This is a genomic window from Egbenema bharatensis FJBBOT/2019 (assembly GCF_048077055.1).
Lineage (GTDB): Bacteria > Cyanobacteriota > Cyanobacteriia > Elainellales > Elainellaceae > Egbenema > Egbenema bharatensis.
Map to the genome: position 1 here is coordinate 6,065,268 of NZ_CP182236.1, position 13,808 is coordinate 6,079,075.

Here is a 13,808-nt window from a genome sequence, read left to right on the forward strand (position 1 = left end):
GGCGTTGCTGAATCAAGAGATGAACCTCGGAGGAACTGGAACATCGTCAAACCTGAGGTAGTGAAGTAACAACCGAATAGAGTGAGCCAGCATTTCTACGGCTTTGGAGTAGCACAGCGTTTTGCGATGCAGTCGAGCCAGATAGTGCCGCAAGCGAGTGTTCTCACTTTCAACTCGAGTCATATACGTTTTGCTGACAATCTGATCGCCATCGGGAATGAAGCCGGGATACACCGACCACCCATCAGTGACGTAGAAATAGCAGTTCCAGTCCGCCACAGTCTGCCAGAGCGGGACAAAGGTTTCAGCACTATGGTCACCCAGAACCCAGCCTAAAATTCCCTTTTTGAAGTGGTCAACGGCTGTCCATAGCCAAATCTTGTTTTTTTTGAGCCGACAAAGGTTTCCAATTCGTCGAGTTCTCCAACTTCGGGGGGCGTTTCCGGTGCATAGGCGTCCGGCAGGCGCGTTGCGACCTGCTGCACCCAGGTAATGACCGTGGTATGGTGTACTCCTTTGACCCGTTCGATCGCTCGAAACCCAGAGCCGTTGAGATACATCTTGATGCATTCGCGTCTGAACTCGTCTGAGTACCCTCGATGCGGGTCGTAGGTATCAATGAACTGACGACCACAAGCGACACAAATGTGATTTTGCTTACCTTTCCTCTTACCGTTTTTACGGATATGAGTAGCCCCACACTCTGGACATTGCATTGCAGATTACCCTAAATCATCTTTCAATTATGCAACGCCACATTCCGCATCACTGAAAATACAGCACCAACGCCTTCAGTTGCATCCGCAGTTCTCGTGATCTCATTGATGTAGTAAGAAGCCCGGACAAATCGATCGGCTGCTCGGTTGGTACCTGGTAGCATGGTATCCCCACCGATTTGCTGCAAGTAATTGTTCAGCGCAAGTTGTTGATCAAAAACAGGTGAATTGGTCATGACCTGATACTCTCGACTGTGATGAATCACCAGTTCACCCTCAATATACTCAAAGATGGCTGAATCCCCTGTTGCATCCGAAATCGACAGGTGGGCGGTTCCCGCTTGACCATCCGGCGATGTGATGGGCATTACGTAAAAGGGTGCTTGCTCCATTGCTGTGACCGCCTCAGCTACGGTTGCAAAGTTATCCAGCATATACTGTGTCCACAGAGACAGAGATAGCGGCTGGCGACATCGTTGGCGGTTGGGGTTGGGTACTCCGTTTCTGCCAAATACAGCAGATTGGCAACAAGTCCTTTCTCGTTCATGCCATCTGCAATCGCAATATCCCAAATTGCAGTTCCTACACTGCCATATTTTGAAGTCCAGCGAATCGAATTTGATCCGGCTGCACCATCGCGTTCGATACCACGTGGAAACGCCCAAAGATTGCTGCTCATATCGCTAAACCAGTCCATCGTGCGCCCGGTGATCACCAGATTTTCTGCCCAGATAGACAGGACGACTACAGGCCAGAGCACTGGGCATCAGCCCCGCAAACAAAGTTGTCAACGCGGTCAGAGAACTGAACAGGGTACGGAAGTATGAACGGAAATTCAAAGTAGATTGCAGCATAGATAGAATTCTGAGTAATCAAATTGACAATAGAGTGAATAGATATCCTTCTGTGGCTAAACTCAACAATGTCCAAGTAGACTATCGTCTTCAAGCAATTCCATTAACCGCCGAAAATGACAGCATCTGGAATTTCATAGCGCTCCTGTCCAATCCGAATAATATTGAGATCGCCTTGCTTTTCGGCACTGAATTCACCGGGGTCTGCCTCACTCCTGTCATATCCGATCGCGTTACCATTCTCAAAGAAAATCACGCGAGTTCGTCCATCTGGCATTGTCACCGTCACGGTTCCATTTCCATTTCCTTCACGGGTTACACCAAAGGGACAAGATCCGGTTGGTTGTCCTACATCGATCGAGCAAGGAATATCACCCGTTGCATTGTAATTAGTCCCTGAAACTAATGCATCATTCTGGTTGGTGCTAACACTAGAAGAATTGTCACCAATGGTCATCTCCAGGCGATAGTTTGCCACCTCGTTCCGACGGGCAGCACTTCGCATCATGTAAACCCGAATTGTGTAGTTGCCGCTTTCGCGTAGAACTCCCTCATACTGGTTCTCGTTGATCGATCCATTAAAAATAGCGACCTCGGTTTCACCGGGTTCCAGAATATTGAAGTAATTGGCAGCATTGTCGGTTGCCATGCTGACATTCATGGACTGCCCTGCCTGGGCGTTAAGCACATAGTCTACAGTTTCGTAGCCCGTAATGGTGTCCTCGATGACGGCACTACTGGCATTCTGCTCAAACTGAACCTGCTCAGAACGAATATCGCTTTGGGCAAACACTACGGGTGATGAAAAGAGAATCAATGCGGTGACAAAAAGGGAAATAGGAAATTTTGGATAGTTCATGATAAATCCTCTAGTTTTGAGCGAACTTTATAAGGAATAGGCAGGAGATGCTTGCTACATCAGTCTCTCGATCGAGTGAAGCTGCAAGCAGTATTTCGATCGCCTCCATTACTGCTCCTCAACAATCAATGCCGCTGGAATAATAGAATTGCCAGCCTGTCCTCTACCGTTTGTAACCTCTACCGTTTGTAAACTGTTGTGCCCTCTTTAATGGTTTCCAGCACTTCAATGTCGCGAATGCTCATTGGATCGACCGTCAGCGGATTGTCCGATAGAATCGCAAAATCGGCTAGTTTGCCGACTTCGATCGAGCCTTTCTGGTCTTCTTCAAAATGCTGATAGGCAGCCCAAATCGTCAGGGCTTTCAGGGCTTCCAGAGGGGTCAGACATTGATCTTCTCCCAGCACAAAGTCCGTGCGGGTGCGGCGATTAACGGCTGACCAGATCGTGCGGGTGGCGTGGGGCAAAACCACAGGGGAGTCGGTGTGAATCGTCACTTTCATGTCTCGGTTCAATGCCGATCGCGTGGGCGAAATGCGGGCTGCTCGTTCTGCTCCCAGGGTGACTTCTCGATGCCAGTCGCCCCAATAAAAGACATGCGCTGGGAATAGAGCCGGGAACATGCCCAATTCTTGCATCGCATCCAACTGATCTTCTCTCACCGTCTGACCGTGAATCAATGTCGTGCGGCGATCGTCCTTGCCATACTTCTCCGTTGCCTTTTGCGTCACCATGATGAACTGATCGATACTGGCATCTCCATTGGCATGTCCAATGATCTGCATATTGTGCTGGTAGGCACTGTCCACCAGATTCATGGCCTGTTCCTCGGTATAAACCCCATAGCCTTTATAGTCAGCAGGTTGCCCTTCGGGGGGTTGGTAGTAAGGCTGGGATAACCAGGCAGTGCGTCCCTGGGGTGAGCCATCAAAGGTCAGCTTGGCTCCAGCTAATCGCAGTCGATCGGTATAGATACGGCTGACTTCCCAGGTGTGAACATCGGGATGAACCAGGTAATCGACATAAACCGCCACATCAATGGCAAGCGTCCCTGCGGTTGCTGCCGCCTTCAACACTTCATACACGCTCTGGGTGGCACGCCCCTCCTGAGCCGTAGTAAACCCATAGCGAGCATAAATTTCGGTTCCCTTTCTGGCAAAATTGAGCGGCGCGTCTGGGCTAACCTTGGCGGTCTTTGCCACGGTAGAAAGCGCCAGGTACATCGCGTTTTCTTCCAAAACCCCATCGGGTTCGTTGCTGCCAGCCTGACGACGAATCACCCCTCCAGGCGGGTTGGGGGTGTCAGCAGTGATGTTGATGATCTCCAGGGCTTTGCTGTTGACAGCGCCCAAATGTCCAGACTGATGGATTACACAGATCGGTAGCTCAGTAGAAACTTCATCCAGATCAAAGCGAGTCGGGTGGCGGTTCTCTTGCAGTTGCGAGTCATCATAGCCGTTACCAATAATCCATCCCACATCGGCAGCTACAGCGCTTTGGCTCCACTCTCGCAGCTTTTCTTGCAGTTTGGCAATGCTATCAACAGTGCCATCGGGGGGAGGCAATAGATCAGCAACCGATGCCGCCAAACCTTGCTGAAATACATGCCCATGCGGATCAATGAATCCGGGAACCATCGTCTTGCCCTGGAGATCAAACATCTGGGTGGTGCTTCCCTTCAGCCCCTCAATGGTGCGACGATCGCCGACCGCCAGAATTCTGCCGTCCTTGACCGCAACGGCTTCTACGGCAGGTTGATTATCGTTAACTGTAACCACAGTCGCATTGATGTAAATGGCATCGGCAAAGACGTTGTTTGGTGCAAGTTGAAGTTGCGCAAGTTGGGATTGTAGATACAATGGCGTCGGCATCGCTTCAGCCTTATTTCCGAGCGCAACAGTCGTTACAAAGGAACCTGCTCCCAGCAGAAACATGCGGCGGGGCATTGTGAATGCTTCTGCTAAAAGCGTTAAAGCGGGATTACAACAGGGACAGGTGTCCGAATGTTGCAGCTGAGGATTGTTTGAATAAGACATTACAACATAGAATTCTTTACTTTAATGATAGGTAATCGTATCACAGTAGTTTGGCGGTAATACTTTTTGAAACTAAAAAAGTAAGACGGTGTAACCTTATGAATAACCATCCGACAGTCTAAAGGAAAGGGCAGGTTTAGCAAAATGTAACGTTGCCGAAGAGATGTGACAAAGCCTGTCCTTACAGGTGTCTTATCGTCTAAACTTGTCTTCTAAAAAACTTTAGAAAATATTTAGATTCTTGTGTAGAAGACGTTCTATCAAATCACAGATCGATCGCCTCTCCTGATTTTGGTACTCACTTCATATTAGTTTCTTATTTGTTTGTATAAGTTGCTTATTTCTTGGCTTTATTTTTCCTGATAGGGAACTCAAAGCATCCATAATGTTATTTACGATGTTTGACAGACATGATGCAACGTCTTTTATTAAGCAGCCGCTACCTGATTAATATTGCTGTGATCACGGCACTGTTTGGCTCGCTTGCCATTATTATTGATGGAGTTTTAACTGCTATTAATGTGATCGGGCAGATGTTTCTCAGGCAAGAATTTACGGTCGAGGCATCTAAGGAAGTGTCGATCGGATTTATTGAAGTGATCGACCTGCTATTCCTGGGCATTGTGTTTTATATTTTTGCGTTAGGACTCTATCACCTGTTCATTGATAGCACAATGCGCCTGCCTCATTGGCTCAAAATCGAGGATTTTGAGGAACTGAAGGTTATCCTGGTGAGCGTCGTGATTGTCATCCTGACGATTAATTTTGCGGGTGCGGTGGTGGAGTGGAATGGTGAAGCAGACATTCTGCGGCTTGGATTTGGCGTTGCGGGAGTGATTGCCGCGATCGGACTGATTCTCTACGTGCGAAAAGTGCCTCATCCTGTTGAGGGGCAACTCTTAGAGCCACCCTATGAAGAAACGAACCATTGATGGTTCTCAGGAACTTGCTCGTGATCAGAAAACTATTCTGGAGATTTCCCAGGTATGTTGAACAAACTTCCGCCTCGCATTCATGTATTAACTAAACCAACTGGAGCCATTTGTAACCTCAACTGCTCCTACTGTTTCTTCCTGGACAAAGAACAGCTTTATCCCGGCAGTCGGTTCCGCATGACCGATGATGTCTTGGAAACCTATATTCACCAACTGATTGAAACCCATCAAACTCCAGAGGTGACCGTAGCGTGGCAGGGCGGAGAACCAACCTTAATGGGCATCGACTTTTTCCGCAAAGCGATCGCCTTTCAAGAAAAGTATCGCCAGCCGGGGATGACCTTTGAGAATACGCTGCAAACCAACGGCACGTTACTGAATGATGAATGGTGCGAATTCTTTAAACAGAACAATTATCTGATTGGGTTGAGTCTGGATGGCCCCAGAAATTACATGATGCCAATCGAGTCGATAAGGGAGGCGGTGGCACGTTCGATCGCGTCATGCGCGGACTGCGACTGCTGCAAAAACATGGCGTGGACTACAACATTCTCACAACCGTTAATCGTGTCAATGCCGATCATCCTCTGGAGGTTTATCGCTTTTTGCGCGATCAGGTGAAAACAGATTGGATTCAGTTTATTCCCGTTGTAGAACGCCTGAATGAAAGCGGCGATACCCTCTACCAGGCTGGAACGATGGTATCCGATCGCTCGGTTCTTTCGGAACAGTTCGGCAATTTCTTAATCACCATTTTTGATGAATGGATTCGGCATGATGTCGGTAAGGTCTTTGTCCAAACCTTTGAAGCTACGGCTCGGAGTTGGATGGGGTTGCCTTCAGGAATGTGTGTGTTTGCTCCTACCTGTGGTCATGGCGTAGCACTGGAACACAATGGCGACCTCTATTCCTGCGATCACTTTGTCGAGCCAGATTATCTGCTGGGCAACATTCAGGAGACGCCCATGGCGGAATTGGTGGGGAGCGATCGGCAGTACAACTTTGGGCGAGACAAGTTAAGGTCGTTACCCAAATATTGCCGCGAATGCGACGTTCGATTTGCCTGTCATGGAGAATGTCCCAAAAATCGGTTCCTGCCCACACCCGACGGAGAACCGGGACTCAACTATCTCTGTGCTGGATACAAAAAATTCTTTCAGCATGTGAACCAACCGCTTCAGGTGCTTGCCACCTTGATGCGTCAGGGCAGACCCGCCTCCGACATCATGACCTGGTACGCGATGCAGGACAAAGCCGCCAAGGCGCAGCAACCGCCACCAGTCACAGCAGGGAAATCAGGGCGATCGAAACCACAAGGGTTTGGAGAACGCAAAATGCTGTGATTTTCCCTTAGTTCTACCCGGTCATCTGCCGTCAAGATGCCTGCTTCTAACATGCGGTGATACTCCTCCACAGTCCAGGCTCGAACCTTGGTCAGCGCCATGTTCCGTTTCTCCTGCGCCATGTTCACCCACGATAGCAAGTATGGCATTTTCATATCTCATGCTTAGAAGTTCATATCTCTCTCTTATTTCCTCGACCTATGGTTAGGGACAATCCAGCGAATCTATCCTCCGATCGCGTATGTTAAATCCATTACCCAGTTGGCATGATACGCCCACCAGGCAAATTATTCTCGATTTTGTCACCGCAGTCACCACAGAAGAACATTCTGACTTTGTCCCCCCTGCTGAACGCATTGCCACCTTTGACAACGATGGGACGCTATGGTGCGAACGCCCGATCCAGATTCAAGTGTTTTTCCTGATCGATCGCATCAAAAGCATGGCAGCAGAGAATCCCGCATTAGCCACACAACAACCGTTTAAGGCGATTGTAGAACAGGACTTAGAAACCCTGAAAACCTTCGGTAAAAAAGAGTTGCTGATTTTATTTTTCAGTTCCCACACGGCGATGCCCCCAGAGGAATTTGCTCAACTTGCTCAAACCTGGTTTGAGTCAGCAACCCATCCTCGATTTAAACGGTTGTTTAAACAATGCGTTTTTCAGCCAATGGTGGAACTGTTAAATTACTTGCGATCGAACGGCTTCAAAACCTTTATTGTGACGGGGGGAGGAATCGAATTTGTCCACGCTCTAATCTTCGCTAGATGACAAAAGTGAGATGCACAAATCCTGGCAACCTATTCGGCAAAAGGAGCTAACGATGAGTAGTGCTGCACCATCTGCCCAATCCACTAAAGAGAAAGACACATCTCCCGGTCGTACCCCTGCTAAAGACATGGTATGGATACCAGGCGGTACATTTCAGATGGGATCGGATCATCACTACCCGGAAGAAGCTCCAGCCCATCAGGTAACAGTGAGCGGCTTCTGGATGGACAAATACACCGTGACGAATGAACAGTTCCAAAAGTTTGTTAAAGTGACGGGGTACATCACCGTTGCTGAACGTGCCCCCAATCCAGCAGACTATCCTGGAGCCGACCCCGAACTGCTGGTTCCCGCTTCCCTGGTATTCCAGAAGCCTACCCAACGAGTAGATATGCGCGATATCTGTAACTGGTGGCAATACCTGCCAGGTGCAGATTGGCGACATCCTGAAGGAAAGGGCAGTTCGATTAAAGGACGAGAAAAGCATCCAGTGGTGCATGTAGCCTATGAAGATGTGGAGGCGTATGCTAAATGGATTGGCAAGCAGCTACCTACCGAAGCAGAGTGGGAGTTTGCGGCAAGGGGTGGTTTAGAAGGGGCAGATTACGTTTGGGGAGATGAGTTGTACCCCAAAGGTAAAATGATGGCGAACACCTGGCAGGGAGAATTTCCGCTGCAAAATTTGCTGACCGATGGCTATGAGCGCACCGCTCCGGTCGATGCCTATGCGGCCAATGACTATGGCTTGTACAACATGGCAGGCAATGTTTGGGAATGGACAGCCGATTGGTATCATGCTCGCCATCTGCCCAAAACCTGCTGTGGCAGCATGAACCCCAAGGGTGGAGCAATGGAGCAAAGCTATGACCCCAATCTGCCAGCAATCAAGATTCCGCGTAAGGTGCTGAAAGGGGGTTCCTATCTGTGTGCGCCAAGTTACTGTATGCGATATCGTCCTGCGGCACGAATTGCTCAACCGATCGACACCAGCACCTGTCACGTTGGATTCCGCCTCATTGTTAGAACTAAGCACTAATACAACGGAAAATTCATTCTCAATTCAAAACCCTGGTATTCATCCAATGGGCACAATTTTTGTAGAAAAACAGTTTCAATTATGGGCTAGGAAATGGCGATCGTTTAGTGTCGTTAGTATCATCAGTTTGATTCTTTTTCTGAACCTGGTGCTCCCTGATTTTGTCTTTTCTCAGGAAGTTAACCTATGCAGTAGTAGCATGAGGCAATTCACTTGTCAGGCTGTCAATCAGAATAGTAACCATTACAAGGATATGTTGCTGGCTCAAGCTCCTACAAATGAATTACCACCTTTAGAGGGGAACAAAACTGCCAAAGAACGCATTGCCGATCGCATTGCCAAAACACCATTAGAGTCTCCTATTGGCGTTTTTAATTTATTCATTATCTTCTTCGTCACACTGGGTCCCTTAAAGACCATTCCAACCTTTGCTCAACTAACACAACAGGCAGATGAAAAATTACGCCAACAGTTAGCATTTCGCAGTACCGCCATTGCCACGATCGTGCTTTTGTTAGTGTCGATCATTGGTCAAAATATGCTGCGGGTTTGGCAAGTTCGCTTACCTGCCCTATTAATTGGCGGCGGAATTCTCCTCTTTCTCGTTGCCCTGCGAATTGTCCTGAGTGAGTATGCCCCTCCCCAGAAGGCTGACCCACCTGATCCCCCCACCTTGAATATGGCAGTGTCGCCTCTCGCGTTTCCCACCATTGCCCCTCCTTTTGGTATTGCGATCGCCCTCACGATTATGGTGATGGCTCCAGAGATTGGAGTCAGCCCACTGATTGTTCTAGGATTGCTCGTGTTGGTGATGCTGCTCAATCTAATCGGCATGTTAGCAGCCAGACCCATTCTGGCGTTTCTCAAACCTGTCACCTTAAGGATTGTGGGATTTGCCTTAGGTGTATTGCAACTTGCTCTAGGCATTGAGTGGATCATCACAGGATTGGAGATTGAAGTTTTGGTGCTGCGCCGCCTGTTAGAAAGTTGATGACTCAGTTTTGTTAGGGAGAGAATATAGCGTTCACAAATTGTTTGTGAACAAGGGGGTAGGGGCAACGCCCCCACGCCAGGGTTTTACCCCTGCACCCCGTTCAAATCCTACGGAGGATAGCTATAACTAGATCAATTTCTGAAATAAATCCTCAACGCGAAATTCAGTTATTGCAACGATTAGAATCAATATTCCGGTCAGAATTAGATAGTTATGATGCTGTAGGAGAAGAGATTGTCATAGCTGGGTGGAATTTAACCAAAGTTCGGTCTACCTCTAGCATTCACTAGCCTGTAAAAGTGAACTAGTACACTGCGGCATAAGTTGAACATTCATCAGTCAGAATCGTTAGTGCGCTATGTGGCAGCAGTCGAGGGAATAAACATTGACCTGGGCATCAAGGGCAAGAGAGGCATTCTCCAGTCGATGGCAACGCGAGCCGCGTTTTTAACGGATCCCACCCATCAGATTGTGTTTCATTTTACGCCCAAGCATTGCTCCTGGCTCAACCAGATTGAGATTTGGTTTAGCATCTTGATGCGGAAGTTACTCAGACGCGGCAATTTTCTGAGCCAAGCAGACTTAAAAGAGCGTATCCTTGCCGTTCATCGATTACTTCAACCAGACAATGGCGAAGTCATTTAAGTGGACGTATAAAGGCAAGGCGCTAGCACCTAAAAAAGCAGAGGTAAATTTACGCCGTAGACTACTAGCTAATCTGGCAAGGCAACGAATACAGCTGAATCAGGCTCCCATTCCCGAATACCGTTTCAACCCCAGCCGCCACAGCCATCGATTCAAACCCATAAATAGCACTGTCCAACCGATCATCACCGCCAGGCTCCGTCCCAGATCCACGGGCAACCCAACCAACAGACTGGCTGGAAAATAAATCATATACGGGAAGGGAGTCCATTCCACGATCGCCCGCACCATAGGAGGAAAGATCTCTAACGGAGCCACTACGCCAGAGAGAAACAGGTAGAACAAAAACCAGAAAGACTCGATCGCATTAGCCCGTTCAATCCAGAAGGAGAACATGGCGAAGGTGTATTGGGTGACAAAGCGCAGAACAAAGGCGAGGAACGTCACTCCAATGCAGAGGAGGATGTTGCTCAGGCTGGGAACCCAGAAAGCCTGGGGATAGAGCAGAAAAAAGAGGGCAATCAGGACGATCGCAAAGGGAAGACGAGCAAACCGTTCAGCGAAGTGGGAGGCGAAGTGATGCCAGCCGGGATCGAGGGGTTGGAGGAGTCGGAAGGACAGTTTACCTTCAACCACCTCCCGCTCAAACTCCCAGATCACCCAGACGACGGAGAATTGCCGCACCAGAAACACGGCCAGGAAATAGCGAATAAACTCTAAGGGCGAAAGCTCAAACTGTCCTTCCTGGGAAGCCTGTACCCATACCCCCATCAAGATCAGGGGCAAGCTGCCAGAGAGTACCCAGAAGAATAATTCTGCCCGGTACTCCAGCATGTAGGCATAGTAGACGGTGATTAAAGTGTTGGCAGTGCGGAGGGCGCGGCGGAGGGGATGCTTCATAGGGTGGCAGTCGAGGATGAGCGGTAAAGGGGGCGAGCGAGTGTATCCTGATTTTATGCCGCATTATATTAGCTTGCGTCGCTTCAATTGGGAACTCTCTCTGGATGGTTTCCAGACTGCTAGCATAGATTGATAATTCTACTGATCACCCCTCACCGCTTACCGCTTACCGCTACACCCTCCCTATGTCCTGGACACCGTTGGCCGATCGCCTCCCTCATTTACCTCTGGTTCTGGCTGGGCCAATCCTGCGACGCACAGAGTCGGACTCGGTTACGGTTTGGCTGGCCTTGCAGAAACCCTGTGAGGTCACACTGTCCGTCTATGCAACAGCAGCAGGGGATGGCATCCGAATCAAAGAAGATGCTGGTGAAGCCCGATCGCCTCTCCTGGCTGGAACTCGCTCTACCGTTGCCCTGGGTCAAAATCTCCACATTGTCGCAGTCACGGCGCGATCGCTGACAGAACAGACCTTAGTTCCAGGACAGGTCTACGTTTATGATCTGCATTTCGGGAACGGTGAACGGGAATGCAGACCTTGGCACAGGCTCTCAATGCCGCATCGTTTCCGCCCGTATCCGTCAGCTATTTTGATCATCAGCTTCCCAGTTTCTCCCTACCGCCAGCGGACTTAAATCAGTTGCGAATTCTGCATGGTTCTTGTCGCAAAGCTCATGGCGGTGAGGCGGATATTTTGCCCTTTATCGATACATTGATTGAACAGCACTGCACCCAGGCGAATACCCGTCCCCACCAATTATTCTTCACGGGCGATCAGATCTATGGAGACGATGTCGCCGATCCGTTGCTGATGGCTTTGACCGATGCGGGGGAAACGCTTTTGGGATGGCAGGAGGAACTGCCGATCGATGCCTCAAATCCAGTCAGGCTCAAACAGCTTTATCCTGGGCAGCGCAGTCAAATTGCCGAGGAATCGGGCGGGTTTACGGCTGGACTTCAGGGCAAAGAAAAACTGGCCAAGAGTCATTTATTTGGGTTGGGAGAATACTGTGCCGCCTATCTGTTGGTTTGGTCGCAGGTGTTGTGGACGGAATTTCCGGCAGGGCAGGTGGTTTATCCGCAACGAAAAGCGGCAAAAGCCTGGAATCAGGAAGTCAATGCCCTACAGAATTTAGCCCATACCCTCTGGCGAGTCCGACGACTGCTGGCCAATGTGCCCACCTATATGATTTTTGATGATCATGACATTAGTGATGACTGGTATCTGAATCGGCATTGGTGTGAGCGGGTGCTGGGACGAAAATTAGGGCGACGGACGGTGTTGAATGGCTTACTGGCCTACGCGCTGTTTCAGGGTTGGGGAAACACTCCGGAGCAGTTTGAGCCGGGTCAATCTGGAGCGGTGTTGTTAGAAGCGGCAGCAGCCTGGTCTGTCTCCAGGGGAACTGATTCCACGATCGAAGCGACGATCGCCCGTTATTTAGGACTGCCGGACACCGATCCAGCCACCGGACTGCCAAAATTTTGTCAGGATGGAAAGACCCTGATTCTCGATCGCCACCCTGTCGCGTTGCAGTGGGACTATGTGGTGCGGGGCAGTCAGCATGAAGTCGTAGTGTTAGACACTCGCACCTGGCGGGGTTATCCGGTGAATGAAGCGGCGGAGGCTCCGCCCATGTTGCTCAGTCAAACCGCTTTCGATCGCCAACTGCGACAACCGCTCCAGCCAACCGATCGACGAAATCCAGAGATCCAAACGACGATTAAAGCCACCCTGGTGATTGCTCCAACGAATTTGGTTAGCCTGAAGGCGATCGACTGGGTGCAGCACTGGAATCTAAGACAGGGCAAGGTGTTTCACAATGATGTCGGGGATGCCTGGAATATTAATAAATACGCCTTCTCGAAACTGCTGAGAACGTTATTTGAACAGCGCGATCGAGTGGTGGTTTTGTCGGGTGATATTCACTACGGTTCTGCGGTCTGTTTACACTACTGGTTGCGGCAGTCGTCTGACCCTGACTCCCCTGAAGCGGCGCGAGTTCTGGCCCAACTGACCTCCAGTGCCATCAAAAATACTGAATTCAAAACCCGCATTGTGCATACCAAAATCAAATCCCTTGTCCCAGAGTGGTCACAGGATTGGGCTGGTTGGGATACACCACCAGAGTTGTTAGGAGTGCGTTCAATTCTGGGATTCAGGCGGGTCAGTCCAATCCCTCAATCCACCCATGCACCAATGATCCGACGACTGCATCAGATTCCAGGACAGGCACGATTTGCCTGGAATATAGCAGTGTCCCATCCCCGGCATCTACCCCACTGGCGGTATCATGTTGACTGGATCAGCCGTCAACCGGCTCAGATGGTGTATGAACGGCTCAAACCGACAGCTCCTCCCCAAGGGGGATTGAAACGGATATTGGATGGGTTCCAGATGCTCTGGACGAATCGGTGGTTGCAAGACGGGAAAGAGGTGGTTGGCTTAAATAATATTGGGTTAGTGCAGTTTGAATGGGTAGAAGCCGCCGATCGCTTCACCGTGACTCAAGACCTGTATTGGTACGCACCCTGGCGATCGGATGCTGTGGTTTCCAGTCAGTTTCGTGTTCCCCTACAGCTAGAGGAACCGCCCGTACACATTCCAGTCGTCGAGAAACCCAAGTCACCATAGGAATGCAAACTTAATCATCTGAAATTCTTGTGGGGTGGGCATCTTGCCTACCCAGTCAACTCAAAAGACAGTAATAAACTAGA

11 protein-coding genes and 2 pseudogenes are annotated in these 13,808 nt (G+C 49.6%); 8 read left to right on the forward strand and 5 right to left on the reverse strand.

Annotation, left to right across the window (positions count from 1 at the left end):
• Positions 1 to 12 precede the first annotated feature (12 nt).
• The 4 genes and pseudogenes from ACM1PF_RS28280 to ACM1PF_RS28295 all read right to left on the reverse strand — a co-directional run bounded on the left by ACM1PF_RS28280 (position 13) and on the right by ACM1PF_RS28295 (position 4,300).
• A protein-coding gene (locus ACM1PF_RS28280) for an IS1 family transposase (RefSeq protein ID WP_416665731.1) occupies positions 13 to 716 on the reverse strand; the annotation gives its coding sequence in 2 pieces (ribosomal slippage) (positions 13 to 378 and positions 381 to 716; 702 coding nt in all).
• A gap of 32 nt (positions 717 to 748) precedes the next feature.
• A pseudogene (locus ACM1PF_RS28285) lies at positions 749 to 1,483 on the reverse strand (linear amide C-N hydrolase); the annotation flags it as partial.
• Positions 1,484 to 1,673: 190 nt separating this feature from the next.
• Positions 1,674 to 2,429, reverse strand: coding sequence for a hypothetical protein (locus ACM1PF_RS28290; RefSeq protein WP_416669493.1), 756 nt, complete (start codon positions 2,427 to 2,429; stop codon positions 1,674 to 1,676).
• 179 nt (positions 2,430 to 2,608) lie between these two features.
• On the reverse strand, positions 2,609 to 4,300 hold the full coding sequence (locus ACM1PF_RS28295) for an amidohydrolase (protein ID WP_416669495.1): 1,692 nt from the start codon (positions 4,298 to 4,300) through the stop codon (positions 2,609 to 2,611).
• A gap of 575 nt (positions 4,301 to 4,875) precedes the next feature.
• Between ACM1PF_RS28295 and ACM1PF_RS28300 the strand changes: the two genes are divergently transcribed.
• From ACM1PF_RS28300 to ACM1PF_RS28325, 6 genes and pseudogenes are all read left to right on the forward strand, one after another.
• Positions 4,876 to 5,397, forward strand: coding sequence for a YqhA family protein (locus ACM1PF_RS28300; protein ID WP_416669497.1), 522 nt, complete (start codon positions 4,876 to 4,878; stop codon positions 5,395 to 5,397).
• Between the two features lie 54 nt (positions 5,398 to 5,451).
• Positions 5,452 to 6,743: pseudogene (locus ACM1PF_RS28305) on the forward strand (anaerobic sulfatase maturase).
• Between the two features lie 241 nt (positions 6,744 to 6,984).
• The gene (locus ACM1PF_RS28310) at positions 6,985 to 7,515 is read left to right on the forward strand and encodes an HAD family hydrolase (protein WP_416669498.1); all 531 of its coding nucleotides are present in this window, start codon (positions 6,985 to 6,987) and stop codon (positions 7,513 to 7,515) included.
• 52 nt (positions 7,516 to 7,567) lie between these two features.
• Positions 7,568 to 8,551 (forward strand): formylglycine-generating enzyme family protein, encoded by a 984-nt coding sequence (locus ACM1PF_RS28315; protein WP_416669500.1) that lies wholly within the window; start codon positions 7,568 to 7,570, stop codon positions 8,549 to 8,551.
• Between the two features lie 199 nt (positions 8,552 to 8,750).
• Positions 8,751 to 9,542 carry a MarC family protein gene (locus ACM1PF_RS28320; protein ID WP_416669502.1) on the forward strand — a complete coding sequence of 264 codons (792 nt, stop codon included), beginning with the start codon at positions 8,751 to 8,753 and terminating at the stop codon, positions 9,540 to 9,542.
• Positions 9,543 to 9,869: 327 nt separating this feature from the next.
• Positions 9,870 to 10,190: a transposase gene (locus tag ACM1PF_RS28325; RefSeq protein WP_416669503.1), complete on the forward strand. Its 321-nt coding sequence runs from the start codon at positions 9,870 to 9,872 to the stop codon at positions 10,188 to 10,190.
• A gap of 99 nt (positions 10,191 to 10,289) precedes the next feature.
• Here ACM1PF_RS28325 and ACM1PF_RS28330 read toward each other — a convergent pair whose 3' ends face one another.
• Positions 10,290 to 11,090, reverse strand: a complete 801-nt coding sequence (locus ACM1PF_RS28330) for an ABC transporter permease (protein ID WP_416669505.1) — start codon at positions 11,088 to 11,090, stop codon at positions 10,290 to 10,292.
• Positions 11,091 to 11,275: 185 nt separating this feature from the next.
• Between ACM1PF_RS28330 and ACM1PF_RS28335 the strand changes: the two genes are divergently transcribed.
• Both ACM1PF_RS28335 and ACM1PF_RS28340 read left to right on the forward strand, forming a co-directional pair.
• A complete protein-coding gene (locus ACM1PF_RS28335; RefSeq protein WP_416669507.1) occupies positions 11,276 to 11,725 on the forward strand; it encodes a hypothetical protein in 450 nt (149 codons plus the stop codon).
• Positions 11,620 to 13,725: a PhoD-like phosphatase gene (locus tag ACM1PF_RS28340; RefSeq protein WP_416669509.1), complete on the forward strand. Its 2,106-nt coding sequence runs from the start codon at positions 11,620 to 11,622 to the stop codon at positions 13,723 to 13,725. The genes ACM1PF_RS28335 and ACM1PF_RS28340 overlap by 106 nt, the downstream gene beginning before the upstream one ends.
• Positions 13,726 to 13,808: the final 83 nt, after the last annotated feature.

Coding starts and splice junctions, on each gene's coding strand:
- ACM1PF_RS28340 (WP_416669509.1), top strand. CDS start 11,620: ATGCAGACCTTGGCACAGGCTCTCAATGCCGCATCGTTTCCGCCCGTA.
- ACM1PF_RS28315 (WP_416669500.1), top strand. CDS start 7,568: ATGAGTAGTGCTGCACCATCTGCCCAATCCACTAAAGAGAAAGACACA.
- ACM1PF_RS28310 (WP_416669498.1), top strand. CDS start 6,985: ATGTTAAATCCATTACCCAGTTGGCATGATACGCCCACCAGGCAAATT.
- ACM1PF_RS28295 (WP_416669495.1), bottom strand. CDS start 4,300: ATGCCGACGCCATTGTATCTACAATCCCAACTTGCGCAACTTCAACTT.
- ACM1PF_RS28320 (WP_416669502.1), top strand. CDS start 8,751: ATGAGGCAATTCACTTGTCAGGCTGTCAATCAGAATAGTAACCATTAC.
- ACM1PF_RS28300 (WP_416669497.1), top strand. CDS start 4,876: ATGATGCAACGTCTTTTATTAAGCAGCCGCTACCTGATTAATATTGCT.
- ACM1PF_RS28330 (WP_416669505.1), bottom strand. CDS start 11,090: ATGAAGCATCCCCTCCGCCGCGCCCTCCGCACTGCCAACACTTTAATC.
- ACM1PF_RS28290 (WP_416669493.1), bottom strand. CDS start 2,429: ATGAACTATCCAAAATTTCCTATTTCCCTTTTTGTCACCGCATTGATT.
- ACM1PF_RS28335 (WP_416669507.1), top strand. CDS start 11,276: ATGTCCTGGACACCGTTGGCCGATCGCCTCCCTCATTTACCTCTGGTT.